The 24,392-nt window shown below is 71.5% G+C and carries 26 protein-coding genes; 12 read left to right on the forward strand and 14 right to left on the reverse strand.

Annotated elements, in window-relative coordinates:
• Positions 1-101: 101 nt before the first annotated feature.
• A complete protein-coding gene (locus H8B08_RS09965) occupies positions 102-803 on the forward strand; it encodes an NUDIX hydrolase (RefSeq protein WP_187450047.1) in 702 nt (233 codons plus the stop codon).
• On the opposite strand, the gene H8B08_RS09970 is transcribed toward H8B08_RS09965, so the two are convergent.
• The 5 genes from H8B08_RS09970 to H8B08_RS09990 all read right to left on the reverse strand — a co-directional run bounded on the left by H8B08_RS09970 (position 800) and on the right by H8B08_RS09990 (position 4,072).
• Positions 800-1,375 carry a hypothetical protein gene (locus H8B08_RS09970; protein WP_255500765.1) on the reverse strand — a complete coding sequence of 192 codons (576 nt, stop codon included), beginning with the start codon at positions 1,373-1,375 and terminating at the stop codon, positions 800-802. The two genes, H8B08_RS09965 and H8B08_RS09970, sit on opposite strands and share 4 nt — an antisense overlap.
• A 37-nt stretch (positions 1,376-1,412) precedes the next feature.
• Complete coding sequence (locus H8B08_RS09975) at positions 1,413-1,664, reverse strand: YciI family protein (protein WP_187450048.1); 252 nt, start codon at positions 1,662-1,664, stop codon at positions 1,413-1,415.
• 78 nt (positions 1,665-1,742) lie between these two features.
• Positions 1,743-2,954 carry a zinc-dependent alcohol dehydrogenase gene (locus H8B08_RS09980; RefSeq protein WP_187450049.1) on the reverse strand — a complete coding sequence of 404 codons (1,212 nt, stop codon included), beginning with the start codon at positions 2,952-2,954 and terminating at the stop codon, positions 1,743-1,745.
• Positions 2,951-3,499 carry a hypothetical protein gene (locus H8B08_RS09985; protein WP_187450050.1) on the reverse strand — a complete coding sequence of 183 codons (549 nt, stop codon included), beginning with the start codon at positions 3,497-3,499 and terminating at the stop codon, positions 2,951-2,953. The genes H8B08_RS09980 and H8B08_RS09985 overlap by 4 nt, the downstream gene beginning before the upstream one ends.
• Before the next feature lie 324 nt (positions 3,500-3,823).
• Positions 3,824-4,072 (reverse strand): DUF3297 family protein, encoded by a 249-nt coding sequence (locus H8B08_RS09990; RefSeq protein ID WP_187450051.1) that lies wholly within the window; start codon positions 4,070-4,072, stop codon positions 3,824-3,826.
• 168 nt (positions 4,073-4,240) lie between these two features.
• On the opposite strand from H8B08_RS09990, the gene H8B08_RS09995 reads away from it, so the two are divergent.
• Both H8B08_RS09995 and H8B08_RS10000 read left to right on the forward strand, forming a co-directional pair.
• Positions 4,241-6,937: a prolyl oligopeptidase family serine peptidase gene (locus tag H8B08_RS09995; RefSeq protein ID WP_370545454.1), complete on the forward strand. Its 2,697-nt coding sequence runs from the start codon at positions 4,241-4,243 to the stop codon at positions 6,935-6,937.
• Positions 6,895-7,248 (forward strand): hypothetical protein, encoded by a 354-nt coding sequence (locus tag H8B08_RS10000; RefSeq protein ID WP_187450052.1) that lies wholly within the window; start codon positions 6,895-6,897, stop codon positions 7,246-7,248. The genes H8B08_RS09995 and H8B08_RS10000 overlap by 43 nt, the downstream gene beginning before the upstream one ends.
• A gap of 11 nt (positions 7,249-7,259) precedes the next feature.
• On the opposite strand, the gene H8B08_RS10005 is transcribed toward H8B08_RS10000, so the two are convergent.
• A complete protein-coding gene (locus H8B08_RS10005; RefSeq protein WP_222934403.1) occupies positions 7,260-7,832 on the reverse strand; it encodes a TetR/AcrR family transcriptional regulator in 573 nt (190 codons plus the stop codon).
• 226 nt (positions 7,833-8,058) lie between these two features.
• On the opposite strand from H8B08_RS10005, the gene H8B08_RS10010 reads away from it, so the two are divergent.
• The 5 genes from H8B08_RS10010 to H8B08_RS10030 all read left to right on the forward strand — a co-directional run bounded on the left by H8B08_RS10010 (position 8,059) and on the right by H8B08_RS10030 (position 15,159).
• The gene (locus H8B08_RS10010; protein ID WP_187450054.1) at positions 8,059-9,228 is read left to right on the forward strand and encodes an efflux RND transporter periplasmic adaptor subunit; all 1,170 of its coding nucleotides are present in this window, start codon (positions 8,059-8,061) and stop codon (positions 9,226-9,228) included.
• Positions 9,229-9,235: 7 nt separating this feature from the next.
• Entirely contained in the window at positions 9,236-12,415 is a 3,180-nt protein-coding gene (locus H8B08_RS10015) for an efflux RND transporter permease subunit (protein WP_187450055.1), read from the forward strand.
• 14 nt (positions 12,416-12,429) lie between these two features.
• Positions 12,430-13,815, forward strand: coding sequence for a TolC family protein (locus H8B08_RS10020; protein ID WP_187450056.1), 1,386 nt, complete (start codon positions 12,430-12,432; stop codon positions 13,813-13,815).
• A 208-nt stretch (positions 13,816-14,023) separates the two neighbouring features.
• Complete coding sequence (gene rpmG / locus H8B08_RS10025) at positions 14,024-14,191, forward strand: 50S ribosomal protein L33 (protein WP_018079812.1); 168 nt, start codon at positions 14,024-14,026, stop codon at positions 14,189-14,191.
• A 167-nt stretch (positions 14,192-14,358) separates the two neighbouring features.
• Positions 14,359-15,159 (forward strand): hypothetical protein, encoded by an 801-nt coding sequence (locus H8B08_RS10030; RefSeq protein WP_187450057.1) that lies wholly within the window; start codon positions 14,359-14,361, stop codon positions 15,157-15,159.
• A gap of 28 nt (positions 15,160-15,187) precedes the next feature.
• On the opposite strand, the gene H8B08_RS10035 is transcribed toward H8B08_RS10030, so the two are convergent.
• The 3 genes from H8B08_RS10035 to H8B08_RS10045 all read right to left on the reverse strand — a co-directional run bounded on the left by H8B08_RS10035 (position 15,188) and on the right by H8B08_RS10045 (position 18,213).
• Positions 15,188-16,336, reverse strand: coding sequence for a hypothetical protein (locus H8B08_RS10035; RefSeq protein ID WP_187450058.1), 1,149 nt, complete (start codon positions 16,334-16,336; stop codon positions 15,188-15,190).
• 135 nt (positions 16,337-16,471) lie between these two features.
• Entirely contained in the window at positions 16,472-17,836 is a 1,365-nt protein-coding gene (locus H8B08_RS10040) for a PleD family two-component system response regulator (RefSeq protein WP_187450059.1), read from the reverse strand.
• Between the two features lie 11 nt (positions 17,837-17,847).
• On the reverse strand, positions 17,848-18,213 hold the full coding sequence (locus H8B08_RS10045) for a response regulator (RefSeq protein ID WP_163261853.1): 366 nt from the start codon (positions 18,211-18,213) through the stop codon (positions 17,848-17,850).
• A gap of 100 nt (positions 18,214-18,313) precedes the next feature.
• Between H8B08_RS10045 and H8B08_RS19205 the strand changes: the two genes are divergently transcribed.
• Entirely contained in the window at positions 18,314-19,357 is a 1,044-nt protein-coding gene (locus H8B08_RS19205; RefSeq protein ID WP_187450060.1) for an ROK family protein, read from the forward strand.
• A complete protein-coding gene (locus H8B08_RS10055; protein ID WP_187450061.1) occupies positions 19,354-20,610 on the forward strand; it encodes a DNA polymerase IV in 1,257 nt (418 codons plus the stop codon). Before H8B08_RS19205 ends, H8B08_RS10055 begins: the two co-directional genes overlap by 4 nt.
• Before the next feature lie 213 nt (positions 20,611-20,823).
• On the opposite strand, the gene H8B08_RS10060 is transcribed toward H8B08_RS10055, so the two are convergent.
• From H8B08_RS10060 to H8B08_RS10070, 3 genes are read right to left on the reverse strand one after another with little or no spacing between them, the layout of a single operon-like run.
• Complete coding sequence (locus tag H8B08_RS10060) at positions 20,824-21,369, reverse strand: DUF1700 domain-containing protein (RefSeq protein WP_187450062.1); 546 nt, start codon at positions 21,367-21,369, stop codon at positions 20,824-20,826.
• Complete coding sequence (locus H8B08_RS10065) at positions 21,366-21,701, reverse strand: PadR family transcriptional regulator (protein ID WP_187450063.1); 336 nt, start codon at positions 21,699-21,701, stop codon at positions 21,366-21,368. Before H8B08_RS10065 ends, H8B08_RS10060 begins: the two co-directional genes overlap by 4 nt.
• Positions 21,701-22,054, reverse strand: coding sequence for a hypothetical protein (locus tag H8B08_RS10070; protein WP_187450064.1), 354 nt, complete (start codon positions 22,052-22,054; stop codon positions 21,701-21,703). Before H8B08_RS10070 ends, H8B08_RS10065 begins: the two co-directional genes overlap by 1 nt.
• 235 nt (positions 22,055-22,289) lie before the next feature.
• On the opposite strand from H8B08_RS10070, the gene H8B08_RS10075 reads away from it, so the two are divergent.
• Positions 22,290-23,009 carry a hypothetical protein gene (locus H8B08_RS10075; RefSeq protein WP_187450065.1) on the forward strand — a complete coding sequence of 240 codons (720 nt, stop codon included), beginning with the start codon at positions 22,290-22,292 and terminating at the stop codon, positions 23,007-23,009.
• A 1-nt stretch (position 23,010) separates the two neighbouring features.
• On the opposite strand, the gene H8B08_RS10080 is transcribed toward H8B08_RS10075, so the two are convergent.
• Positions 23,011-23,310 (reverse strand): hypothetical protein, encoded by a 300-nt coding sequence (locus H8B08_RS10080; RefSeq protein ID WP_187450066.1) that lies wholly within the window; start codon positions 23,308-23,310, stop codon positions 23,011-23,013.
• A gap of 110 nt (positions 23,311-23,420) precedes the next feature.
• On the opposite strand from H8B08_RS10080, the gene H8B08_RS10085 reads away from it, so the two are divergent.
• Complete coding sequence (locus H8B08_RS10085; protein WP_187450067.1) at positions 23,421-24,047, forward strand: hypothetical protein; 627 nt, start codon at positions 23,421-23,423, stop codon at positions 24,045-24,047.
• Between the two features lie 140 nt (positions 24,048-24,187).
• Here the strand turns inward: H8B08_RS10085 and H8B08_RS10090 are convergent, their stop codons facing one another.
• Positions 24,188-24,352 carry a hypothetical protein gene (locus tag H8B08_RS10090; protein ID WP_187450068.1) on the reverse strand — a complete coding sequence of 55 codons (165 nt, stop codon included), beginning with the start codon at positions 24,350-24,352 and terminating at the stop codon, positions 24,188-24,190.
• Positions 24,353-24,392: the final 40 nt, after the last annotated feature.

Here is a 24,392-nt window from a genome sequence, read left to right on the forward strand (position 1 = left end):
CCGGTTCTGACCCATTCTGGCGCGCCAGGTCTGAGCGGCTCTTTCCGTCCCTGCCCGCACTTGCGCGCCCTTCGCGCCTTCACCCGTGCTATCCCTCGCGGGTGACCCCGTTCGACTCCGCCGCCGACCTGAAGGACGCCCCGCCCACGGGCGACCGGCTTCGCCCCAAGGACGCCGCCACCCTGATCCTGGTCCGCCGCGACGGGCCTGTGCCGCGCGTGCTGATGGGCCGCCGCGCGCAGGGGCACGTGTTCATGGCCTCGAAGTGGGTGTTTCCCGGCGGGCGCGTCGATCCGGTCGACCGTACGGCGCCGGCCTCCAGCGAGCTGACGCCCGAGACCGCCGTCGCTTTGCAGCGCGGGGCCACCGCCTCGCGGGCCCGGTCGCTGGCCTGCGCGGCGGTGCGCGAGACCTGGGAGGAAGCCGGCCTGCTGTTGGCCCGTCCCGTCGCCGCTCGTCCTGCGATCGGCCCGTGGCGGGCCTTCACCGAGCGGGGCGTCGCGCCGGACCTCGGCGCCCTGAGCTATGTCGCCCGGGCCATCACCCCGCCGGGACGCGCGCGCCGGTTCGACGCGCGCTTCTTCCTGGCCGACGCCGAGCGGCTAGCCGGCCTGGACCCGGCCGGCGGCGACCGCGAGCTGGACGAAGTGGCCTGGCTGACCCTCGACGAGGCCGGCCGCCAGGACCTGCCCGCCATCACCCGCTTCGTGCTGGGCGAGGTCTCGGCCCGGCTGGAAGCGCCCGACCGCCCCGTGCCCTTCGTGCGCATGGTGCGCGGCCAGCACGTGGTCGAAACGGCCTAGGGCGTCACGGGCCGGCTCAGGTCGAACTTCACCCGGAACAGGCGGTTGGGACGGCGCAGCTCGTAGACGAAGGCGCGGCCCGGCTCGATCTCCATCGCCCAGACGTTGGTCAGGGAAGCGGTGCGCCCCTCGCGCTCGAACAGGGCCCTGGACTGGGCGTCGACCGGGAATTCCTGGCGCCCGGCCGTCCCCGGCGCGATCGTGTCGCCGCCGTACATCGTCAGCGCGTCGGGCGTGCCGTCGGCGTGGCGATGGTCGTGCTTGAGGCGCAGCCCCTGCGCCGTGCGCGTGACGATCCAGGTGCGCGAACGGTCCTCGCCGACCGCGAAGGGTACGCGGACCTCGTCGGCCGAGCAGTCCCGCACGGTCATGACCAGGCGCTTGCCGCGGAAGTCGGCGTCGGCGGGATCGGTCGAGATCACCTCCCCCTCGAAGCTCTTGCCGCACAGGGCGGACAGCTCGGCGAAGAAGGTGTCGGCCGGCGCGGCGGCGGCCGGCAGGGCGACGGCGGACATGGCCACGACGGACAGGGCGACGACGGACAAGGCGATCGGGAGGGCGAGCTTGCGCATGCCCCTAAGCTAGACGGCGGCCGGTCGTGGGCAAGGCCTAGCGCGCGTCCCACTCGTGGACGGTCACGGTCGAGCAGCGCTCGAGGTGCAGCGGATCCTGGAGGGCCAGCTCGCGGGCGGCGTCCAGGCTGTCGGCGGTCAGCACGTAGGCGCCGCCCGACCGGTCGGTGAACGGTCCGGCCGCCACCAGAGCACCGGCCGCGCGCAGCCGGTCCAGGAAGGCGTAGTGGGCGTCGCGGACGTCGTCGCGGAAGGCCGGACGGCGGACGGTGAGGACCAGATACTTCATGTGCGGGGCTCGGCGAACGGCTCAGCTGAGCGTCCGCCATGCGCGCGCAATGCGGCGGGACCGGGGCGGCAGCCCGCCTCAGTGCACCGTCGCCGGCCCGCCGCGGCCGCGCGGAGTCTTCTGGCCAGGCTTCAGCACCACCTTGATGCAGCCGTCCTGCTTGTCGCGGAAGGTCTTGTACATCTCCGGCGCCTCGCCCAGCGGAGCGGTGTGGGTGATGACGAAGGACGGGTCGATCTCGCCCGCCTCGACCCGGCGCAGCAGCTCGTCGGTCCAGCGGTTCACGTGGGTCTGCCCCATGCGGAAGGTCAGGCCCTTGTTCATGGCCGCACCGAACGGGAAGGCCGCCAGCAGGCCGCCGTAGACGCCCGGCACCGAGACCACCCCGCCCGGCTGGCAGGCCATGATGCATTCGCGCAGCGCGACGCCGCGGTCGGTCTCCATCTTGATGCCGGTCATGACCTTGTCGAAGACGCCGGTGATGCCGTGGCCGACAGCCTCAAGGCCGACGCACTCGATGACCTTCTCGGGGCCGAGGCCGCCAGTCATCTCGTTCAGGCGCTCCAGCGTGTTCTCCTGGCTGAAGTCGATGGTCTCGGCCCCGCCGGCGCGGGCCATGGCCAGGCGCTCGGGCACCTGGTCGATGGCGATGACACGCTTGGCGCCCAGCATCCTGGCGCTGCGGATGGCGAACTGGCCGACCGGACCGCAGCCCCAGATCGCCACCGTGTCGTCCGGCTGCAGGTCGCACTGCACCGCCGCCTGCCAGCCGGTCGGGAAGATGTCGCCAAGGAACAGGACCTGCTCGTCGGTCAGGTGGTCCGGCACCTTGACCGGCGCGACGTCGGCGTAGGGCACGCGCACGAACTCGGCCTGGCCGCCGGCGTAGCCGCCGGTCAGCTGCGAATAGCCGAACAGGCCCGCCGTGGTGTGGCCGAAGGCGGCGTCGCCCAGCGGCTTGTTGCGGTTGGTGGTCATGCACAGCGAGAAGTTGCCCCGCCGGCACTGGGCGCACTCGCCGCAGCAGATGGTGAAGGGCACGACCACCCGGTCGCCGACCTTCAGCTTCTTGTTGTCCCGCCCGACCTCCACGACCTCGCCCATGAACTCGTGGCCGATCACGTCGCCCTTCATCATGGCGGGCACGAACCCGTCGTAGAGGTGCAGGTCCGAACCGCAGATGGCGCAGGTGGTGACCTGGATGATGGCGTCGCGGCCGTGCTCGATACGCGGCTCGGGCACCTCCTCGCAGCGCATGTCCTTCTTGCCTTGCCAGCAGATCGCTTTCATCGCCGGGCCTCCCCGCCGCAGGTGCGCTTCACCGTGGACATCCGTCCGGCCACCACCGCGTCCAGCACGCCGGCGAACAGGATGAAGCCGATCACGCCGCGCACCCGGTGGGCGTGCGGGTTGTCCGCCCGGTCGGCCGCCCTCAGCGCGGCGTAGTCCAGCACGTCGCCGGCCGTGCGCGCCCACAGCCAGCGGGTGCGCGTCGGGTCGGCCATCAGCGCGAAGCTGGTGGCGATCTCGCGCACGCCGAAGGCGCGGATCAGGCCGGTGGAGCGCTCCGACATGCCCAGCCAGCGGGCCAGGTGGCGGGCGGCGAACAGCTCGACCAGGCCCAGGCCCACGCCCATCACCCCCAGGCTCCCGGCCAGGGTCGGCGTCACGGCGGGCCGCGCGCGCACCCGGTCGATCACCACCGTCGCCGGCGGCTTGCCGGGCCTCGGCAAGGCGATCTGCGGCGAGCGCAGGAAGCGCCCCATCCGCTCGAAGGCGTGGCCGGGCGCATGCCCGTTCCCGCGCCCGAGGTCGGCCCGATCCAACACCGCCATGACGTGAGCTCCCTTTGCTCCCAGGACGGGGTCCGAACCCGTCAGGGCGGCGGCCGTTCCGACGGCGGCGCTTGGAAAGCTGAAGGAAAGCTGGGCTTTAGGGAGCGCCTGCCCCGTCTCCCCTTGAGGGAGAAGGGGGGACGCGCACACCGGAGCGGAGCGCAGGCGTGCGCGGGAGGTTCAGGGGTCTCGCGACCACGGACGCGTTTCTCGCAAAGAAAAAGGGCCGCCCGCGGAGCGACCCCTCATCCTCCCGCGCGGCCCCGGCTTCCGCCGGGTCCGGGGCGCGGGCTCCGTCCTTCTCCCTCAGGGGGAGAAGGAGGATCAGGCCTGCTCGATGTCTTCGAAGTACGGCTCGACCGGGCCCTGCAGCTTGACGGTGAGGGCGTTGCCGTTGCGGTCGACCTTCTTGCCGACGGCCAGGCGCACCCAGCCTTCGCTGACGCAGTACTCCTCGACGTTGGTCTTCTCTTCGCCCTTGAAGCGCACGCCCACGCCGCGGGCCAGCACGGCCTCGTCGTGGAAGGGGCTCTTGGGGTCGACGGACAGGCGGTCGGGCGGGGTGTCGGACATCGGGGGCCTCGAACTTTGAATTGAGGCGGTGATAGCCAGCGGGCGGCCCGGCGCCAATCCCGGGCCGGGCTTTCGGCCTTCCCTTCGCGGCCGGCGCGGGACATTGTTCGGGTTCGAACAAATCGGACCGCGCGGGGAAGCGCGGCCGCACAGCACATCGGGGGATACATGTTCCTGCGCGCGAACCGGACGGCCGTGGCCGTCGCCGCCCTGCTGGCCGCCTGCACGGCCGCGCCGCTGGCCCTGGCCGAGACCTACCACGTCCCGCCCGCGCCGATCGCCCAGATCCTGGACGCCGCGCCGACCCCGCAGGTCAGCCTGAGCAGCGACAGCTCGACCCTGGCCATCCTGGGCGGCGAGAACCTGCCGTCCATCGCGGCGGTGTCGGAGCCGATCCTGCGGCTGGGCGGCTACCGCATCAATCCGCGCACCGGCGGCCCGATCGAGGCGCGCGTGGCCTGGCGCAACGCGCTGAGCTTCCAGGCGGTCGCCGGCGGCCCGGCCAAGGCGGTCGCCCTGCCCGCCGGCCTGCGCTTCACCGACACCCGCTGGTCGCCGGACGGCAAGACCCTGGCCTTCGTAGCCGAGACCGCCGACGGGCTGGAGCTGTGGGCGGCGGACGTGAAGACCGCCACGGCGCGGCGGGTCGGCGCGCCGGGCCTGAACGGCGCGTTCGGCGCGTCCTACAGCTGGCTGCCGGACGGCTCGGGCTTCCTGGTGCGCGCCGTGCCGGCCGGCCGCGGCGCAGCGCCGGTCGCCCCAACCACGCCGGAAGGTCCGAAGGTGCAGGAGACCCAGGGCGGCAAGTCGGCCCCGGTGCGCACCTATCAGGACCTGCTGTCCTCGCCGCACGACGAAGCTCTGTTCGCGCACTACTTCACCTCGCAGCTGACCCGCGTCGACCTGCGCACCGGCGCGGCCCAGGCGATCGGCGCGCCCGGCCTCTACACCGGCGCCAGCGTCTCGCCGGACGGCCGGCTGATCCTGGCCACCCGGGTGAAGCCGCCGTTCAGCTACCTGGTGCCCGCCACCCTGTTCCCGACCGAAATCTCGGTGATCGACTTCGGCGGCCAGACGGTGAAGACCCTGGTCGACCGCCCGCTGGCCGACAACGTGCCGCCGCCGTTCGACGCCGTGGTGCTGGGTCCCCGCAACGCGGAATGGCGCGCCGACGCGCCCGCGACCCTCGTCTGGGTCGAGGCCCAAGACGGCGGCGATCCGCGCAACAAGGCCGAGGTGCGCGATCGCGTGCTGATGCAGGACGCGCCCTTCACGGCGGCGCCCCGCACCCTGGTCGACCTAGACCAGCGCTACGCCGGCATCGACTGGGGCCGGGCCGACGCGGCCCTGGTCTACAGCCGCTGGTTCAACACCCGTAACGAGAAGCGCGTGCTGGTGAACCCGGCCCAGCCGGGATCGGGCCGCGTGCTGATCCAGCGCAACTACCAGGACCAGTACGGCGACCCGGGCGACGTCGAGACCAAGGCCGACGGCAAGGGCCGGCAGGTGATCCACTTCACCCCCGACGGCAAGAGCGTGTTCCTGGCCGGCGAAGGCGCGGAGGCCGCCGGCGCGCGGCCGTTCCTGGACCGCATGACCCTGGCCGACGGCAAGACCCAGCGGTTGTGGCAGGCGAAGGCCGAAGCCTACGAGCCGGTCGTGGCCATCGCCGACGAGGCCGGCCGCAAGCTGATCACCCGCCGCGAGAGCAAGTCCGACGCGCCGAACTTCTTCCTGCGCGACCTGGGCGGCAAGTCGCGCGCCCTGACCAGCTTCGTCGACCCGGCCCCGCAGTTCGCCGGGGTCAGCAAGCAGCAGATCACCTACACCCGCGCCGACGGGGTGCCGCTGAACGGCACGCTGTACCTGCCGGCCGGCTATGATCCCAAGCGCGACGGGCGACTGCCGCTGCTGATGTGGGCCTATCCGGCCGAGTTCACCGACGCGAAGGTGGCCGGCCAGACGGTGGACCGCTCCAACCGCTTCACCCGCCCGACCGGGGCCAGCCACCTGTTCCTGCTGACCCAGGGCTATGCGGTGCTGGACAACCCGACCATGCCCATCGTGGGCGCGAACGGGGCCGAGCCGAACGACACCTATGTCGAGCAGCTGGTGGCCAGCGCCCAGGCGGCGGTCGACAAGGTGGTGGAGATGGGCGTCGCCGACCGCGACCGCATCGCCGTGGGCGGCCACAGCTACGGCGCGTTCATGACCGCCAACCTGCTGGTGCACACCGACCTGTTCAAGACCGGCATCGCCCGCTCGGGGGCCTACAACCGCACCCTGACGCCGTTCGGCTTCCAGGCCGAGCAGCGCACCTACTGGGAGGCGGAGGACACCTACACGCGCATGAGCCCGTTCACCTACGCCGACAAGGTCAACGAGCCGATCCTGCTGATCCACGGCGAGGCCGACGACAATTCCGGCACCTTCCCGATCCAGAGCGAGCGGTTCTACGCCGCGCTGAAGGGCGTCGGCGGTGCGCTACGTGGTGCTGCCCAACGAGGCGCACGGCTACCGCGCGCGGGAGTCGAACCTGCACACCCTGTGGGAGATGACCACCTGGCTGGACCGCTGGTTGAAGCCGGCGGCGAAGGCCGCGCCGTAAGGGCCCTGTCCCACGGGACGCGTGCCAACCTCGCTCCGTCTGCCCCGGCGAAAGCCGGGGTCCAGGTGAAGCCCGCCGAGCGCCGCGGAGGGCCGTGGGGCCCGACTTTCGCCGGGACATACGGCCTGGGGCTGGCGTGGAACGCGCTTGGCGAGCGGAGCGGGGAACCTAGGGGCCGCCCAAAGGTTGGCCAGGGTTTCCCCGAGAGGACCGCATGCGCCTGCTTCTCGTCTCTCCCCTCGCCGCCCTGGCCCTGATCGCCGCCGCCCTGCCGGCCGCGGCCGCGCCGGCGGCCAAGCCCGCCGCCGCCCCCACCACCCCGGCCGCGCCGTCCGCAAAGCCGCTGGCCGCCGGCCAGGTGGCCGTGAAGGTCCAGTGCCGCGGCATGCCCGACGGCGCCCTGAAGGACTGCAAGGCGCTCAGCTCCGAGCCGAAGAACGCCGACGCCGAACAGGCGGCCGTGCAGATCGCCTCGCAGCAAAAGGGCAAGCCGCCCGCCGACTGGCCGGCCGAAGGGCGGATGCTGGTGCTGCCGCTGGTCCTGACCCCGAACAAGACCGGGTCGTAGGCCGGCCGGGCTCAGCCCTCCGCGACCCCGCACTGCAAGAGCTGGCGACGGGTGGCCTGCAGGATCTCGGCGGCCAGCGCCTTGTCGTCGCCGACCGAGGCGGCCAGGTTGGTCGCACCGATCATCGCCGCGAACATGGCGATGGCCTCCTCGCGCTCGGCCCCGGCCTCCTTGGCGATCACCTCGATCATGCGCTTGACGCCGGCGGTGTAGGCCGCCTGCACCGCCTCGCCGCGCCGGGCGACGTCGGGGCCCAGCATGGCGGCGGGACAGGCCGGCGCGCCGGTGCGCGGGTCGCCGGCCAGGTACTCGTTCATGAACTGCTCGAAGCGGGCGTCGTCGGACAGCAGCTGGCCCAGGCCCGACCACTTGGCCGAGGCCTGCTGCAGGGCGCAGGTGCAGGCCTCGGCGACCAGCGCCTCCTTGTTGGCGAAGTGGGCGTAGAAGCCACCGTGGGTCAGGCCGCTCTCGCGCATGATCTCGTCCACGCCGACCCCGTCCACGCCCTTCTGCTGGAACAGGCGGCTGGCGGTCTCGACGATCCGCTGGCGGGTTTCTTCCTTGCGCGTCTTCAGGTTGCTCACGACCGACCCATCGTCCGCTGACTGAAAATCCATATAGGCGTTAGGGGATTCGGGGAAAACCTTCCTCGGCCTGGAAGGTCCGGATCGATTTCTGCGCGCCTCCGCACAATTTTCCGGCCGAGCTTCTTGAACCATCGTTCTCGCGATCCACATGACGACCGTCATAACGCATGACGCACGTCATATCGTATGACGATCGTCATAATCCAAGTCGTGGGGATACGGCATGTCGAGACTCAGAGAGGCGGGGGAGACCACGAGCTGGCTCGCCGCCGCAGGCGTCAGCCTGGCGGTGCTGGCCCTGGCCGGTTGCGGGGCCAAGGCGCAGGACGACGACGCCGCGCCGCCGCCGCCGGTCACCGTGGCCCAGCCGCTGGTCCAGCCGGTGGAGGAATGGAGCGAGCACACCGGCCGCTTCGTCGCCGCCCAGAGCGTGGACGTGCGCCCGCGCGTCAGCGGCTACCTGCAGCAGATCCACTTCACCGACGGCCAGTACGTCCAGAAGGGCCAGCTGCTGTTCACCATCGACCCCCTGCCCCTGCAGGCCCAGGTCGACCGGGCCAAGGCCGACGTCGGCCAGGCGGAGGCCAGGCTGGCCCGCGCTCAGAGCGAGTTCGATCGCGCCCAGGCGCTGCGCGAAGCCGACGCCATCTCGGCCGAGGAGTTCGACGCCCGCCGCGAGGCGGTGGCCCAGTCCAAGTCGGCCAAGGCGGCGGCCCAGGCGGCGCTCAGGGCCAACGACCTCGACCTCGGCTACACCCGGGTCTACGCGCCGATCTCGGGCCGGATTTCCGACCGCAGGGTCGACGGCGGCAATCTGGTGCAGGCCGGCCAGACGGTGCTGACCACCATCGTGTCGCTGGACCCGATCCACTTCGAGTTCTCCGCGCCGGAGGCCCTGCTGTCCGGCGCCGGCGGCCCGGCCCTGACGCCCGGCGCCCCGCGCGAGGTGGCGCTGAAGCTCGAAGGCGAGAGCGACTTCGCCCACCACGGCAAGCTGGACTTCGTCGACAACCGCATCGACCCGTCCACCGGCACCATCCGCGGCCGGGCGGTCTTCCAGAACAAGGGCGAGTTCACGCCCGGCCAGTACGGCCGCGTGCGCCTGCTGGCGGCCGCCAGCGGCCCGTCGGTGCTGCTGCCCGAGGCGGCGATCAACACCGACCAGTCGCGCAAGTACGTGCTGGTGGTGAACGCCAAGAACCTGGTCGAGTACCGGCCGGTCGAGCTGGGCACGACCTACCAGGGCCTCAGGGTGATCCGCTCGGGCCTCAAGGGGGGCGAACGCGTCGTCGTCAACGGCCTGCAGCGCGCCATCCCCGGCCAGCCCGTCAAACCCGAATTCGCCCGCCCCGCCCGCGAGGCGGCGGCGGCCCAAGCCAAGACCGCAGGCTGATCCCTACATGCGCCTATCGAGGTTCTTCATCGACCGCCCGATCTTCGCGACGGTGCTGTCGGTGGTCATCACCCTGGTCGGGATCCTGGCGATCCGGACCCTGCCGCTGTCGGAATATCCGGAGGTGGTCCCCCCGACCATCACGGTGACCGCGGCCTATCCGGGGGCCAGCCCCGAGACCATCGCCGAGACCGTCGCCGCGCCGCTGGAGCAGTCGATCAACGGCGTCGAGAACATGCTCTACCTGGGGTCCCAGTCGACCGCCGACGGGCGGCTGACGGTGACCGTCACCTTCAAGCTGGGCACCGATCTCGACGACGCCCAGGTGCTGGTCCAGAACCGCGTCTCGACCGCCCAGGCCCGCCTGCCCGAGGAGGTGCGACGGCTCGGCGTCACCGTCGCCAAGAGCAGCCCGAACCTGATGATGGTCGTGCACATGCTCTCGCCCGACGAGCGCTACGACCAGATCTACGTCTCCAACTACACGACCCTGAAGGTCCGCGACGAGCTCGCGCGCCTGAAGGGCGCCGGCGACGTGGTGGTGTTCGGCGCGCGCGACTACGCCATGCGCATCTGGCTGGACCCGGAGAAGATCGCCGCCCGCGGCCTGACCGCCGGCGACGTGCTGGCCGGCCTGCGCCGCCAGAACATCCAGGTCGCCGCCGGCAGCGTCGGCGCCGAGCCGCAGCCGAACGGCGCCCAGTTCCAGCTGACCGTCGAGGCCCCCGGCCGCCTGGTCGAACCCGAGGCCTTCGAGGACGTGGTGGTGGCCACCGGCCGCGACGGCGCCCTGGTGCGCGTCCGCGACGTCGGTCGGGTGGAGCTGGGCGCGGAGAACTACACCTCCGACGCCTCGCTGGGCGGCAAGCCGGCCGTGGCCGTGGCCGTCTTCCAGCGTCCGGGCTCCAACGCGCTGGAGACGGGCCGCGAGGTCGAGGCGACGATGCAGCGGCTGTCCAAGGACTTCCCGCAAGGGCTCGAGTACAAGATCGTCTACGACACCACCAAGTTCGTCTCGACCTCCATCCACGAGGTGCAGAAGACCCTGCTCGAGGCCGTGCTGCTGGTCGTGGTGGTGGTGTTCGTCTTCCTGCAGAGCTGGCGGGCGGCGCTGATCCCGGTGCTGGCCATCCCGGTCTCGGTGGTAGGCACCTTCGCCCTGCTGACCCTGACCGGCGGCTCGATCAACACCCTGTCCCTGTTCGGCCTGATCCTGGCCATCGGCATCGTCGTCGACGACGCCATCGTGGTGGTCGAGAACGTCGAGCGGAACATCGCCCGGGGCCTCAGTCCCAAGGAGGCCGCGAGGGTCTCCATGGACGAGGTCGGAGGCGCGCTGATCGCCATCGCCCTGGTGCTGACCGCGGTGTTCGTGCCGGTGGGCTTCATCGGCGGGGTGGCCGGCCAGTTCTACAAGCAGTTCGCCCTGACCATCGCCACCGCGACCCTGATCTCGGCCTTCGTGTCCCTGACCCTCTCGCCGGCCCTGTGCGCGGTGCTGCTGAAGCCCCACGCCCACGACCGCGAGCCGAAGGCCTGGGAGAAGCCGCTGCACGCCTTCTTCGGCGCCTTCAACCGCGGCTTCGACATCCTGTCGGACCGCTACGGCCTGCTCACCAAGCGCGCCGTGCGCTACGCGGCCATCGTGCTGGTGGTCTACGGCGGCCTGGTGCTGCTGACCGGCGGCCTGTTCCAGATGTCGCCCAAGGGCTTCGTACCGGCCATGGACCGCGGCTACGGCTTCGTGGCCATCCAGCTGCCGCAGGGCGCCTCGCTGCAGCGCACCCGCGAAGTGACCCAGGAGGTCTCCACGCGGGTCCGCAGCGTCAAGGGCGTGGTCGCCGACCCCGGCTTCGTCGGCTACTCGGGCGCCACCGGCACCCAGGCCACCAACTCGGCCACGGTGTTCTTCACCTTCGCGCCGTTCGACGAGCGGGCGAAGACCCACCGCACTCAGGACGCCATCCTGAACGACGTGCGCAAGGCCACGGCCGACATCCAGGACGCCTTCGTCCTGGTCATCGCGCCGCCGGCGGTGCAGGGCCTGGGCTCGGGCTCCGGGGTCAAGATGATGATCCAGGACCGCGAGGGCAAAGGCTACGCCGCCCTGGCCGACGCCTCCTTCAACATGATGATGGCGGCCAACCAGACGCCGGGCGTGGCCAACGCCTTCACCTTCTATGAGGCGCGCACGCCGCGGCTGAAGCTGGAGGTCGACCGCGACAAGGCCGAGGCGCTCCGCGTGCCGGTCTCCGAGGTCAACCAGGCGCTGGAGGTCTATCTCGGCTCGGCCTACGTCAACGACTTCAACTATCTGGGCCGCACCTTCCGGGTGACCGCCCAGGCCGACGGCCAGTTCCGCCAGAGCAAGGAAGACATCGGCCGCCTGTGGGTGCGCAGCCTGGACGGCCAGATGGTGCCGCTCTCGGCGGTGACCCGGGTGGCGGAAACGGCCGGCCCGTCGCGGGTGCCCCGCTACAACCTCTATCCGGCCGCCGAACTGAACGCCGAGCCCGCGCCGGGGACCTCCTCGGGCCAGTTGATCGCCAAGCTGGAGACGCTGGCCGCCAAGACCCTGCCGGCCGGCATGTCCTACGAGTGGACCGAGCTCGGCTACATCCAGAAGACGGAGTCGGGCGGAACGCTCGGGATCTTCCTGCTGGCCGCCTTCTTCGTCTTCCTGGTTCTGGCGGCCCAGTACGAGAGCCTGACCCTGCCGCTGGCGGTGATCCTGATCGTGCCCATGTCGATCCTGGGCGCCCTCGTCGGCCTTCTGCTGCGCGGACTGGACGTCAACGTCCTGACCCAGATCGCGCTGATCGTGCTGGTCGGCCTGGCGGCCAAGAACGCGGTGCTGATCGTCGAGTTCGCCAAGCAGCTCGAGGACCAGGAGGGGCTCGATCCCTTCGCCGCCGCGGCCAAGTCGGCGGGCCTGCGCCTGCGTCCCATCCTGATGACCTCGCTGGCCTTCATCCTGGGCGTGACGCCGCTGGTGTTCGCCCACGGGGCCGGGGCGGAACAGCGCGTCGCCATCGGCACGGCGGTCTTCGCCGGCATGATCGGGGTCACCCTGATCGGCCTCGTCCTCACCCCCGTCTTCTACGTCGTCACCCGCCGCCTCTCGGCCCTGATCGGCCGGCTGAGGGCCGACCCGGCCGCGCCCGCCGACGCCCACGCGGCCGAATGATCCGGAGTCCCGAAGTGAAAGCCCGAACCCTGCTGGCGGCCCTCATGGCCGCCTCCGCCCTCACCGCCTGCGCCTCGACCGGCGACCTGCCGGCCGGGGCCAGCCCCCTCCCCGGCGCCTTCGCCCGCGCCGAGGGGGGCCAGGCCGCCCAGCCCGACACCGCCTGGTGGACGGCGCTGGGCGATCCCACCCTCGACGCCCTGGTCGAGAAGGCGCTCACCTCCAACCGCGACCTGCTGGCCGCCGAGGCCGAGGTCCGCCGCGCCCGCGCCCTGGCCGACGTCGAGGCCTGGAACTTCCTGCCGTTCGGCTCGGCCAACACCGGCTGGAGCCAGGCCCGCGACGGCCAGCCGCCCGTCAACGGCGAGGTCGCCGCGCTGGGGGCGACGGCCTCGTGGGAGGCCGACGTGTTCGGGCGCATCCACGCCGGCGTGAAGGCCGCCGAGGCCGACGCCCTATCGGTGGAGGAGGCCCGCAAGGGCGCCCTGGTCACGGTCGCGGCCGAGACCGCCGCCGCCTACGTCGACCTGCGCGGCGCCCAGGCGCGGCTGGCGGCGGCCCAGGCCAACCTGAAGAGCCAGACCGACACCCTGGCCCTGACCGAGAAGATGAAGGCGGCCGGCCAGGGCACCCGGCTGGACGTGGCCCGCGCGCGCGAACAGCTGGAGACCACCCGCTCGACCGTCTCCACCCTGGAGGCCCAGATCGCCGGCGCCCACGACGCGCTGAACGTGCTGGTGGCCGGGCTGACGCCGGCGCTGGAGGCCCTGCTAGCCGACCCGACCGCCGTGCCGGCCGCGCCGGCGCAGTTCGGCGTAGGCTCGCCGGAGGACCTGCTGCAGCGGCGCCCGGACATCCGCCAGGCCGAGGCGCGGCTGCAGGCGGCGGTGGCGCGTCGCCGGGCCGCCAAGGTCGACTGGTGGCCGCGCCTGACCGTGGCCGGCGGAGCCGCCTGGCTCGCCCCGGGCTTCGGCGACCTCGGCGTCAGCGACGGCTTCTCCTACTCGATCGGGCCGCGCATTGACTGGCCGGCCCTGGACTTCCGCCGCAACGCGCTGCGTGAACAGGCGGCCCAGGCCGGGGCGGAGGCCGAGTTCCACCGCTACGACCAGAGCGTGCTGTCGGGCGTGCGCGACGTCGACACCGGCCTGGCCGCCCTGTCGGCCGCCCGCGTGGCCGCCCGCGACCTCGACGCGGCGGCGGCCGCGGCGCGCGAGGCGGCGGAGCTGTCGCGGGTCCGCTATCGCCAGGGCGCCGATCCGTTCTTCAGCGTGCTGGACGCCGAACGGCGCCTGTCCGAGGCCGAGGACCGCCTGGCCGTCGCCCGCACCCGCGAGGCGCTGGCCTACGTGCGGCTGGGCCAGGCGCTGGGCGCGGGCTGGCAGGCGCGGCCGGGGTGACGGACGCGAATCGCGGGACCGGAATCGCAGCGCTTCGTGCCGGCCGTGAAGCCGTCGAGCCGCCGCCCGGTCCCCTTTCTCGCGAAAGCCCAGCAAAACCGTGCGGAAAGGTCGCGCCGAACCCCGCCGAAGCCGTTGACTTCGCCGGCTCGTTGAGTATTTTCCGCGCCTCGAATTTCAGCGGCCGTGGCCGCCGAGGAGTCCCGCCATGGCCAAACCGGCTTCCATCAAGATCCGCCTCAACTCCACGGCGGACACCGGCTTCTTCTACGTCACCAAGAAGAACGCCCGCACCAAGACCGAAAAGATGGTGCTGAAGAAGTACGACCCCGTCGTGCGCAAGCACGTCGAGTTCAAGGAAGGCAAGATCAAGTAAGATCTCGCTTCCAGCGACGCTATTCGAACGCCCGGACCGCAAGGCCCGGGCGTTTTTCGTTGCGGCAACCGGACGCCGTCCCCCGCGGTTGCCGCGGCGTGCCCAGCCCGCCGCCGATCCAGCACCTGTCCCTCTGGCTCATCGCCCCGCTGTTCGCGGCGCTTTTCATGATCGCGCACGAGGCCGGTGTGCGCCTGCGCCGCTGGAACCTGAAACGCCAGCAGGCGCGCGGGGTCACCGAGGAAGACGACGCCTTCGGCGGCTACCAGGGCGCGATCATGGGGCTGATGGCCCTGCTGGTGGGGTTCACCTTCGGCATGGGGATGGACCGCTACAACACCCGCCGCAACCTGGTCATCGAGGAGACCTCGGCGATCAGCGGCGCCTACCGACGGCTGGTCATCCTGCCGGAGCCCCAGCGCACCCGGCTGGCCGATTCCCTGATCCGCTATCTCGACAGCCGAGAGGTCTTCGCCGAGGCGCGCAGCGACCGCGGCATGGCGGCTGCGGAGAGCCGCAGCGAACTGAGCGCCGCCCGGCTGTGGATCGACAGCGCCGCTCAGCTGACCGGAAAGGGCGCGCCGCCGGACGCGGGCGCCGCGCTGGGCGCGATCGACGCCATGCTGAAGGCCGCGGTGATGCGGCGCGAAGCCTTGAACGCGCGCGTGCCGGTGAATGTCGTGCGCGCCATGCTGATCTACGCCGTCGTCGCCGCCGGCTTCATCGGCTACGGCGACAAGAAGGGCCGGCGCCATTTCCTGCCGTCCACCGTCCAGCTGGTGCTGCTGGCCCTGGCGATCGGTCTGATCCTCGACCTCGACACGGCCCGCACCGGCGTCATCCGGGTCGACGAGACGCCCCTCCTCCGCGTGGCCGAGCGCGTGCGCGGCTTCGAGACGGAGCGGCGCAAGACCATGGGACTGCCCCCGCCGCCGGCGCGCTCGGCGGCGGCGGACGGGTCAGACTGAAGACCCCCGCCGCGCTCGCCTCAGGCTTCTACAACGCCCATTCCTGCGCCGCTGCGAGCGCGGATTGCGGCTGATGGACGACGTCCAGGCCGGGGATGAAGAACGGCAGCGACAGTTCGAAATAGCGCGACAGGAAGACGTCGCCGTCGGGGTCGACCCGCATGGCCAGCACCCGCCCGAACGCGTCCGTCCCGATGAAGTCGCCGCGGGCGTGGAACTCGGGGCTGGCGTCGCCGGTGGGGCCGAAGGTCCGCGCGGTGGTCGAGCCGTCGGCTTGTCCGTCGTGCCAGCTGACCGCCCAGCCGCCGCTCTTCAGCGCCGCGAGCTCCGGATCGGTGGCGGAGGCGAAGGCGTCGGCGTCCCCGACCTTGAACACCCGGGCCTGGTCCGGATGGGCGGGATCGAACACCGCGGCCATCACGAAGGCGTCGAAGCCGTTCGGCTCGGCCCAGGTGGCGACGACACGGCCGTCGTTCAGCCGCACGGCGTCGAGGTCGGCGGCCTGGCCGGCGTCGAGCAACTGCGACTGGAAGCTGTTGTCGGCGGCCAGCCGGCCGGCGTGCACTCCGTCGCGGGCGATCCACAGGAGCTCGGTCGCTCCGTTCAGCGCCAGCGCCTGCGGGTCGCTGTAGGACAGCGTGCCCGCGCCGCCGCTCTGGGCTGCGAGCGTCAACGGTTGGCCGATCGGCGCACCTTGGGCGGTGAACCGCTGGAAATGCAGCGCCGCGGACTCGCCGAAGATGCCCGAGACGGTTTCCAGCAACGCGAATCCGCCGCCCGGCAGGTCGGTCGCGGCCAGGCCCGACACCCGCCCGCTGTTCCCGAAGGTGGTGCTGACCAGCAGCCGGTCGTCGGGCCCGATCACCGCGTAGCGGCTGTCGGTCGCCTGGCTGAACGATTCCAGCCAGCCGGCCACGTAGCCGCCGCCGCGGAGCGGCTCGATCAGCGAGTGGGACACGCCGCCGCCGTCCGGGTTCTCCAGCGGCCCGAGGTCCACCCGCGGCCCCAGCGGCCGCCCGAACTGGCCGAAGCGCTGGGTCTCCGGGTCCGCCCCGGCCGCAGGCTCGTCGAACAGGGCCACGGTCCGGTTGGGCAGCACGCCGGCGGCCGGGGCCAGCACGTCGGAGCGCAAGAGCGCCTCGGGGCCGATCGGGACCAGAGTCGAAAATCGGGGCATGACGCGAACTCCACGGTGACAGAGGCGGCACGAGCCGCCCGAAGGTCGCCCCTCAACCGGCGGGTGCGCCGGCTGTTTCGGGTCACGCCGTCCGTCTTTGGGAGAGGGCCGTTTCGTTCTGCAGGGAAGAAGACGCTACGCCGCCGCCGAGCGCGCGATTACGCGATTGCGGCCGGCGGTCTTGGCTTCGTAGAGGGCGGCGTCGGCGCGGCGCAGGAGGCTTTCGGGCGTCTCGCCCTGGCCCGACGCCACGCCGATGGAGATGGTCACCGACAAGAGCTCGCGCCCGTCGGCCACGCGGAAGGGCGAGCCGGCCACCTGGGTGCGGATGCGCTCGGCGATGTGGTGGGCGTCTTCCAGCCGGGTGTCGGGCATGACCACGACGAACTCCTCGCCGCCGTAGCGGCACGGCAGGTCGATGGCGCGCACGTTGGTGGCCAGGCGCACGGCGAACTCGCTCAGCACCTCGTCGCCGACGTCGTGGCCGTAGGCGTCGTTGACGCCCTTGAAGTGGTCGATGTCGATGATCAGGGCCGCCACCGGCTCGCCGCCCTTCGCCGCCCGGCGCAGCAGCGCGGTCAGCTGGCTGTCCATGTAGCGGCGGTTGTGCAGGCCGGTGAGCGGATCGGTGACCGCCAGCTCCAGCGAGCGGTCGAGGTTGTCGCGCAACAGGTCGGTGTAGCGCTTGCGCCGGATCTGGGCCCGCACGCGGGCGGCCAGTTCCTGGTCGTCGATCGGCCGGGCCAGCAGGTCGTTGACGCCGAGGTCCAGCGACTTGACCGCCCTCGCCCGCTCGGCCGGCTCGTAGACGGCCAGGATCGGGGTCTGGCGAGTGGTCTCGTCGGAGCGGATCTGGGCGGCCAGGCGCAGGCCGTCGAAGCTGCGGGCGCCCAGGTTGACGATCACCAGGTCGCACGGGCCGCGCGCCGAGAGCAGCGCCTTGTCCGGCTCGGATTCGATGACCGGCCGATGCTCGACCGCCAGTTCGGCGGCCATGCGCTCGGCCTGGCGTTCGTGGTCGTCGACGATCAGCACACGGCCGCCGGCGCCGCCCAGGCGCGCCGAGGCGGTTTCGATGGCGCCCATGCGCCGGCCCGAGGCCTCGCGCTGGCGCAGCTCGTCGATCACCAGCTTCAGCCGGGTCAGCGAGCGCACGCGCGCGAACAGCACCAGGTCGTCGACCGGCTTGGTCAGGAACTCGTCGGCCCCGGCCTCCAGGCCCTGGAGCTTGTCGTCCCGGCCGTCGAGCGCGGTGACCAGGACCACCGGGATGTGGCGGGTGAGCGGATCGTCCTTCAGCCGGCGGCAGACCTGAAAGCCGTCCATGCCGGGCATCATGACGTCCAGCAGGACGATGTCGGGTTGGTCGGCCGCGGCCACCGCCAGCGCGGTCGGGCCGTCGTAGGCGGTCAGAACGTCGTAGTATTCGGCCGCGAGCTTGGCCTCGAGCAGCCGGACGTTGGCCTCGACGTCGTCCACCACGAGTATGCGGGCGGTCATGGCGTCACCACCTAGCCCAGGTAGCGCCGCACCGTGTCGAGGAAGTGCACCACCGAGATCGGCTTGGAGATGTACGCTTCACAGCCGCCTTCGCGGATGCGCTCCTCGTCGCCCTTCATGGCGAAGGCGGTGACCGCGACGACGGGGATGTGGGACAGCTCGTCGTCTTCCTTGAGCCACTTGGTGACTTCCAGGCCGGAGATCTCAGGCAGCTGGATGTCCATCAGGATCAGGTCGGGGCGATGGGCGCGGGCCAGGGCCAGCGCCTGCAGCCCTTCGCGGGTCTGCAGGGTCTCGTAGCCCTGAGCGTCGAGCAGATCATGAAAGAGTTTCATGTTCAGCTCGTTATCCTCAACGATGAGGACCTTCTTGGACATCATCCACCGAACCGCTTCATTCGGGCGCAGTCACGTGACGGACACGGCTCGCCTCTTCACGTAAGGTCGTCGCACGACACTAATTAAGGTCGGGTGAAGCTTGACGGTTCGTATCGGCGTAGACTTCGGGGGCACCAAGATCGAGGCGGCCGCGCTGGACGAAGACGGCCGGTTCCTCGTGCGCGAACGCGTCTCCACCCCGCAGGACTACGAAAAGGCCGTGCGCGCCGCCGCCGCCCTGGTCGACCGGGTGGAGGCCGAAGCCGGCCGCCCGGGCACGGTGGGCGTGGGCCACCCGGGCTCGATTTCGCCCAAGACCGACCGGATCCGGAACGCCAACTCCACCTGGCTGAACGACAAGCCGTTCGGCCCGGACCTGGCCGCCGCCATGGGCCGCAAGGTCAAGCTGGCCAACGACGCCGACTGCCTGGCCCTGTCGGAAAGCCGCGACGGCGCGGGCAGCGGGGCCGGCGTGGTGTTCGCGGTGATTCTCGGCACCGGGTGCGGCGGCGGGCTGGTGGTGAACGGCGGCCTGATTCGCGGCCGCAACGGCTTCGCCGGCGAATGGGGCCACGGGCCGCTGCCCTGGTCGCGGGCGGACGAGGCGACCGACTGCTGGTGCGGGCGGAAGAACTGCCTGGAGACCTTCATCTCCGGCACCGGCCTGCAGAGGGATTTCACCCGGGCGACCGGCGAATCATGGACGGCGGAGGAGATCGTGGAGGCGGCGAGATTGGCGCCGCTGCACCGCGGCTTCCAAGGGGCGTCGCCCTCGGGCTCGCCGCACGACGGCTCGGAAGCGCCCTCACCCGCAAAGCTGAGTGCGAACTGCGCGATGGGCCCTCGGGACAAGCCCGAGGGTGACGATCGGGGGAGTGTCGCGCGCCGACTGGAGCACGAAGCCCGCTCCGCCCTCGACCGCTGGATGCTGCGCACCGCCCGCGGCCTGGCCAACGTTTGCAACCTGATTGACCCGGACGTCATCGTCGTCGGCGGGGGCTTGTCCAACGTGCACGAGTTCTACGAGCAGGCCCCGGCCCTGATCGGGGCCTACGTGTTCTCCGACACCTTCGAGACGCCGCTGGTCCCGGCCGCCTGGGGCGATTCGTCGGGCGTGCGAGGGGCTGCGCGGCTGTGGTCATGAAGGCGATCTGCCGCGACTGCCTGACCACGGCGGCAGAGCCCTTCCGCCGCTGTCCGTCGTGCGCCAGCCCGCGGGTGATCTCGCACGTCGAACTGGACCGGCTGACCATCGCGCACATGGACTGCGACGCCTTCTACGCCTCCGTGGAGAAGCGCGACCGGCCGGAGCTGCGCGACCTTCCCGTCATCGTCGGCGGCGGCAAGCGCGGCGTCGTGTCGACCTGCTGCTACATCGCCCGCCAGTACGGCGTGCGCTCGGCCATGCCGATGTTCAAGGCGCTGAAGGCCTGCCCCGACGCGGTCGTGATCAAGCCGGACTTCGCCAAGTACAAGGAAGCAAGCCGCCACATCCTGGGCACGCTGGCTAGGCTGACCCCGCTGATCCAGCCGCTGTCGCTGGACGAGGCGTGGGTGGACCTGTCGGGCACCGAACGGCTGAACGGCGGGCCGGCCGCCTTCCAGCTGGCCCGCGCCCAGCGCCAGATCGAGCAGGAGACCGGGCTGACCGTCTCCATCGGCCTGGCCCCCAACAAGTTCCTGGCCAAGATCGCCTCGGACCTGGACAAGCCGCGTGGCTTCTCGGTGATCGGGGCGCAGGAGGCGCAGAGCTTCCTCAGCGCCCGCCCGGTGCAGATCCTGCCCGGCGTCGGCGCGCAGATGGCCAAACAGCTGCAATCGGCCGGCTTGTCGACGGTCGGCGACCTGGCCCGGGCCGACGTGAAGGACCTGGCCCGCCGGTTCGGCGAGTACGGCCTGCGCCTGTCCCAGCTCTCCCGAGGCCAGGACGCCCGCGCCGTCGACCCCGAGTCCGAGCGCAAGGGCATGAGCGCCGAGACCACCTTCAACGACGACATGGCCGGGCTCGCCCAGCTGGAGGACGAGCTCTGGCCGCTGTGCGACAAGCTGGCCGCCAAGGCCAGGCGCGACGGCGCTGCCGCGCGGGTGGTGGTGCTGAAGCTGAAGACCGCCGATTTCCGGCTGATCACCCGCCGGCGAACCCTGCCCGTCCCCACCCAGACCGCGCGCACCCTGTTCAACGAGGGCCGGACCTTACTGGCCCGCGAGGCCGACGGGCGCGTGGCCTACCGCCTGATCGGCATCGGCATGGCCGAGCTGGTCGACGCGGCGGACGCCCGGGGCGACCTGTTCGGCGGCGACGACGGCCGGGCGCTGAAGACGGAGACCGCGGTGGATGCGCTCAGGGAAAAGTTCGGCAAGGCGGCGGTGACCACCGGGCGGGCGTTGAAAAGGTGACGACCTCCTTCTCCCCCTGAGGGAGAAGGACGGCGCCCGCGCGCCGGAAGGCGGAAGCCTGGAGGCCTGCGCGGGAGGATGAGGGGTCGCACGGCCGGCGGCGGCGAGCCCCCTCACCCTCCCGCGCTGACCTGCGCCCGCTCTCGCGGGCTCCGGCGCGCGGGTCCCTCCCCCTCCCGCAAGGGGAGAGGGAGCGCGGTCCGCCCGTGTCGGTCAGCTCCCAAACACCGGCCGCTTGATCAGCCGCTCGGCGCCCCAGCGCATCAGCGGGCCGGCGACGGCGCCGCAGACCAGGCCGAGCACGAGCCCCACCGGGATCGTCCACCAGCCCAGCACTTCCGGGCCGGCCGGCGTCGCCGTGTTGACCCAGGCGCCGAAGCTGAACGGGTCCAGCCACAGGCCGACATGGGTCGGGAAAAACGGCTTCAGCACCGCCACCACCAGGAAGCCGGCGCTCATCAGGTACAGCGTCACGGCGACAAAGCCGATCACCGCCGCGGCGGCGTTGCGGCCGGCGCGGTCGAGGATGGTCAGCAGCAGGGCGGCCGGATTGGCCTGAGCGATCGCCTGGGTCATGCGGAAGTCCTCCATATAGGTCTTGGCGAGGGTTTCGGGCGCGCCGAGCGCGGCCAGGCCGGCCTCGCCGCGTTCGGCCAGGTGGCCGCGGATCTCGAGCACGATGCGCTCGCGTTCATCGGCCGGCAGGCCTCTCAGGCCGGCGTCGAGCCGGCGGGCGAAGTCTTCGGCGGCGGGGGTCATTGTTCGCGCTCCACGATGGCCGTGACCTGGGCGTGGAAGCGGCTCCACACCGGGCGCATCTCGGCCAGCAGCCGTTCGCCCTCGCCGGTCAGGCGGTAATACTTGCGGGGATGACTGGCGCCCTCGTCGAGGGCCCAGCGCGAGGCCAGCTTGCCCTCGCGCTCCAGCCGGGTGAGCAGCGGATAGAGCGCGCCTTCGGTGACCAGCTCGCCCGCCTCCCCCGCCCCTTCCAGTATCTCGAGCCCGTAGCGCTCCTTGCGCCCGAGCAGCGCCAGGACGACCAGCTCGGCCGCCCCTTTGCGCAATTGCGTCTGCCAGGATCCGAGGTCCATCAGCGGGCCGATCGGTTCAGCAGCAGGGCGGCGCCGCGGCCCAGCGGGCGGGCCAGCAGCCAGCAGGCGATGGCGAGCGCCGCGCCCACCGGCACGATGTTGGAGCCCAGCAGCTCCGGGCCGGCCGGGAGGGCCTCGCCGATCGTCAGGCCGAACTTGAAGGGCGCCAGCCAAAAGCCGACCTGGTCCGGGACGATCGGGTCCATCGCCGCCACCAGGGCGAAGGCCACCGCCATCGCGTAAAGGCTGAACGAACCGAAGCCGAGCGTGGCGGCGGCGAAGCCGCGGGCCGTGCGGTCCAGCACGTTGAGGGTCAGTTCGGCCGGGCGGGCGGAAGCGAGCGCCTGGGTCATGGGGAGTCCTCCGTATGCGGGCGGGATGTCGGGTCCGGCCCATGAACACACGGTGAGGCACGATGCCTTGTTATGCAAGTTAACTTGCAGCAATGAACCTGACGGCGTCTCAGGAGCGGCTTCCTCCTCCCTGTGCGGAGAAGGAAGGTCCGCCTCGCCGCCCTTCGCTGGACGGGGTTCGGCAAAGCCGTTAACCGTCCGGGCGGGAGGCGACGCGTCGCCTGGGGGAAGTCAGATGTCTCGTGTCCGGATGATCGCCGCCGCCTGCGCGGCCCTGGCCCTTAGCACCGCCGCGCCGGCCCAGGCGGGCGCCGACCGCACCCCGCAGCCGTATTCCGAGATCACGCCCGAGGCCGAGGCGCTGGGCCTGCGGCTGGCGCACCAGTTCTTCAGCACGGCCAAGGTCGGCAGCTGGTGGACGCAGCGGCTGAGCCGGCCGCTGACCGCGCAGAAGACCTTCAAGATCAAGTGGGAGGCCGGCGGCGAAGCCGCGCTCAGCGAAGCGGTCGTCGAGGAGATGTACAACGACCTTCCCGCCCTGGAGCGGCTGGCCGGCCGCGAGTTCGCGCGCGGCATGCCGCTGGATCAGCTGAAGGCCAATGTCGAGTTCCTGGAGGGGCCGGCCGGCCGCCAGATGCTGGCCCTGGTATTCGATTCCACCATGCGCGAGACCGCGCCGGAGAGCGCCAGCCTGAAGGAGACAGGGCTGCAGATCGTCCGGATCTACAAGCCCGAGCTGAACTTCACGCGGGCGTCCGACGCCAACTACCAGCAGATCCGCAACTACCTGGCCTACTCGCACGAGGGCCAGACCCTCATGGTGCTGCTCAACCGCGCCGAGGACCGGATGGAAGAGCTGATGCTGGCCGAACTGACCCCGGGCGTGGTCGCACGCTACGAGGCCAAGATGGCCCCGGTGCGCGCCGCGCGTCCCGCCGCCTTCGGCAAGCGCTAGGTCAGCCCAGCTTGATGATGGCGGTGGCCGCGGCGATCAGGGCGCCGACGATGGCGACGAACTGAACGAACTGGGCGTTCATCCGCTTGGAGATCTCGACCGTCTGGTTGGCGATCGCCGTCTCGATCCTCGACTGCATCAGTTCGAGATCCTGCCTGGTCGGTCGGGTGTCCAGCGCTTCTGCCATGGCGTCCGCGAAGGCGCGCCGCTGGGCGGCGGCGTTCTTCTGGGTAACACCGGCGCCGACGAGCTGTTCCTCGAAGGCCGCGGTGTCGAACAGGGGCTTACGCTGGACGCTCATGCATTCTGCATAACAGAAAGCAGAGCTTGTGGCGACGGCGCCGCCGCGCTGGATACGGCTGGAGAAACGCGCGTTTTTCTAAGGGGACGTCACGCGCGCAGGCCTTGTCGATGCCGAGCGCCCCTCACCGTCAGACCTTCCGCCGCCGGCTCGCCGCCGCCGGGCTGAGCGTGGCGCTGGCGACCGCCCTCACCGCGTCCGCCCAGCCGGTCGAAGACGCCCTGCCGCTCACCGAACCGGAGGCCCGCGGGGCCGAGCTGGCCCGCGTGCTGATGCAGGCGATCGATTTCCGCGGCTACTTGGTGCGCGAGCTGAGCGGGCCTGAGTTCGCCGCCGCGCACGCCCTGGACGCCCAGCCCGGCTGGGAGGCGCGGCTGCAGGCGGCCGCGACCGCCGAGGTCGACGCCCAGGCGCCGCTGCTGGAGCTGAAGGCCGGACGGCTGTTCGCGATGAAGTTCACCACCCGCGAGCTGGACGCGGTCAACGCCTTCCTCAAGCAGCCCGGCGGCCAGGCCCTGCTGGCCTATGCGGCGGGCGCCGCGTCCGGCCAGGCGCCGCCGGCGCCGTCGGGCCAGGCCCGGTCCGAGGTCGACGCCTTCCTGGCGACCCCCGAGGGCGCCTCCTTCAGGGCGAAGGCCGAACACCTCGACGACCTGGCCGATCAGCTGAAGGAGGAGGTGATGGACACGCTGACGGCCGGGGTGGTGCGGCGCTTCGAGGAGAGCGCTCAGCCGTAGCGTCGTGGCCGTCGCCACCTTCCGCACGCCCCGGCGAAAGCCGGGGTCCAGGTGAAGCCCGGTCGGCTTCAGGGCCGAATCTGGGTCCCGACTTTCGTCGAAACACACGGCTTCAGGCGGGACGACGGCAGCGAAAAACGTCAGCCGACCGACCTCAGGATCTCGAAGATGGTCGGGATGCCGTAGATCAGGAACAGCACCAGCGCGATCGACGACAGCACCGCGGCGACGATCAGCGTGCTCTTCGGCCGCTCGCGCTCGACGTGGTGGTGATGGTGATCGTGGCGATGAATAAGGCCCGCCATGGCAACCTCCGGAAGTCGCGCCCCCAAGCCGGAACGTGGG

Source organism: Caulobacter sp. 17J80-11 (assembly GCF_014349105.1).
In the GTDB taxonomy this organism is placed as follows: Bacteria; Pseudomonadota; Alphaproteobacteria; order Caulobacterales; family Caulobacteraceae; genus 17J80-11.

Coding starts and splice junctions, on each gene's coding strand:
- H8B08_RS09970 (WP_255500765.1), bottom strand. CDS start 1,375: ATGCGCAAGCTCGCCCTCCCGATCGCCTTGTCCGTCGTCGCCCTGTCC.
- H8B08_RS09975 (WP_187450048.1), bottom strand. CDS start 1,664: ATGAAGTATCTGGTCCTCACCGTCCGCCGTCCGGCCTTCCGCGACGAC.
- H8B08_RS09980 (WP_187450049.1), bottom strand. CDS start 2,954: ATGAAAGCGATCTGCTGGCAAGGCAAGAAGGACATGCGCTGCGAGGAG.
- H8B08_RS09985 (WP_187450050.1), bottom strand. CDS start 3,499: ATGGCGGTGTTGGATCGGGCCGACCTCGGGCGCGGGAACGGGCATGCG.
- H8B08_RS09990 (WP_187450051.1), bottom strand. CDS start 4,072: ATGTCCGACACCCCGCCCGACCGCCTGTCCGTCGACCCCAAGAGCCCC.
- H8B08_RS09995 (WP_370545454.1), top strand. CDS start 4,241: ATGTTCCTGCGCGCGAACCGGACGGCCGTGGCCGTCGCCGCCCTGCTG.
- H8B08_RS10000 (WP_187450052.1), top strand. CDS start 6,895: ATGCGCCTGCTTCTCGTCTCTCCCCTCGCCGCCCTGGCCCTGATCGCC.
- H8B08_RS10010 (WP_187450054.1), top strand. CDS start 8,059: ATGTCGAGACTCAGAGAGGCGGGGGAGACCACGAGCTGGCTCGCCGCC.
- H8B08_RS10015 (WP_187450055.1), top strand. CDS start 9,236: ATGCGCCTATCGAGGTTCTTCATCGACCGCCCGATCTTCGCGACGGTG.
- rpmG (WP_018079812.1), top strand. CDS start 14,024: ATGGCCAAACCGGCTTCCATCAAGATCCGCCTCAACTCCACGGCGGAC.
- H8B08_RS10030 (WP_187450057.1), top strand. CDS start 14,359: ATGATCGCGCACGAGGCCGGTGTGCGCCTGCGCCGCTGGAACCTGAAA.
- H8B08_RS10035 (WP_187450058.1), bottom strand. CDS start 16,336: ATGCCCCGATTTTCGACTCTGGTCCCGATCGGCCCCGAGGCGCTCTTG.
- H8B08_RS10040 (WP_187450059.1), bottom strand. CDS start 17,836: ATGACCGCCCGCATACTCGTGGTGGACGACGTCGAGGCCAACGTCCGG.
- H8B08_RS10045 (WP_163261853.1), bottom strand. CDS start 18,213: ATGTCCAAGAAGGTCCTCATCGTTGAGGATAACGAGCTGAACATGAAA.
- H8B08_RS10055 (WP_187450061.1), top strand. CDS start 19,354: ATGAAGGCGATCTGCCGCGACTGCCTGACCACGGCGGCAGAGCCCTTC.
- H8B08_RS10060 (WP_187450062.1), bottom strand. CDS start 21,369: ATGACCCCCGCCGCCGAAGACTTCGCCCGCCGGCTCGACGCCGGCCTG.
- H8B08_RS10065 (WP_187450063.1), bottom strand. CDS start 21,701: ATGGACCTCGGATCCTGGCAGACGCAATTGCGCAAAGGGGCGGCCGAG.
- H8B08_RS10070 (WP_187450064.1), bottom strand. CDS start 22,054: ATGACCCAGGCGCTCGCTTCCGCCCGCCCGGCCGAACTGACCCTCAAC.
- H8B08_RS10075 (WP_187450065.1), top strand. CDS start 22,290: ATGTCTCGTGTCCGGATGATCGCCGCCGCCTGCGCGGCCCTGGCCCTT.
- H8B08_RS10080 (WP_187450066.1), bottom strand. CDS start 23,310: ATGAGCGTCCAGCGTAAGCCCCTGTTCGACACCGCGGCCTTCGAGGAA.
- H8B08_RS10085 (WP_187450067.1), top strand. CDS start 23,421: ATGCCGAGCGCCCCTCACCGTCAGACCTTCCGCCGCCGGCTCGCCGCC.
- H8B08_RS10090 (WP_187450068.1), bottom strand. CDS start 24,352: ATGGCGGGCCTTATTCATCGCCACGATCACCATCACCACCACGTCGAG.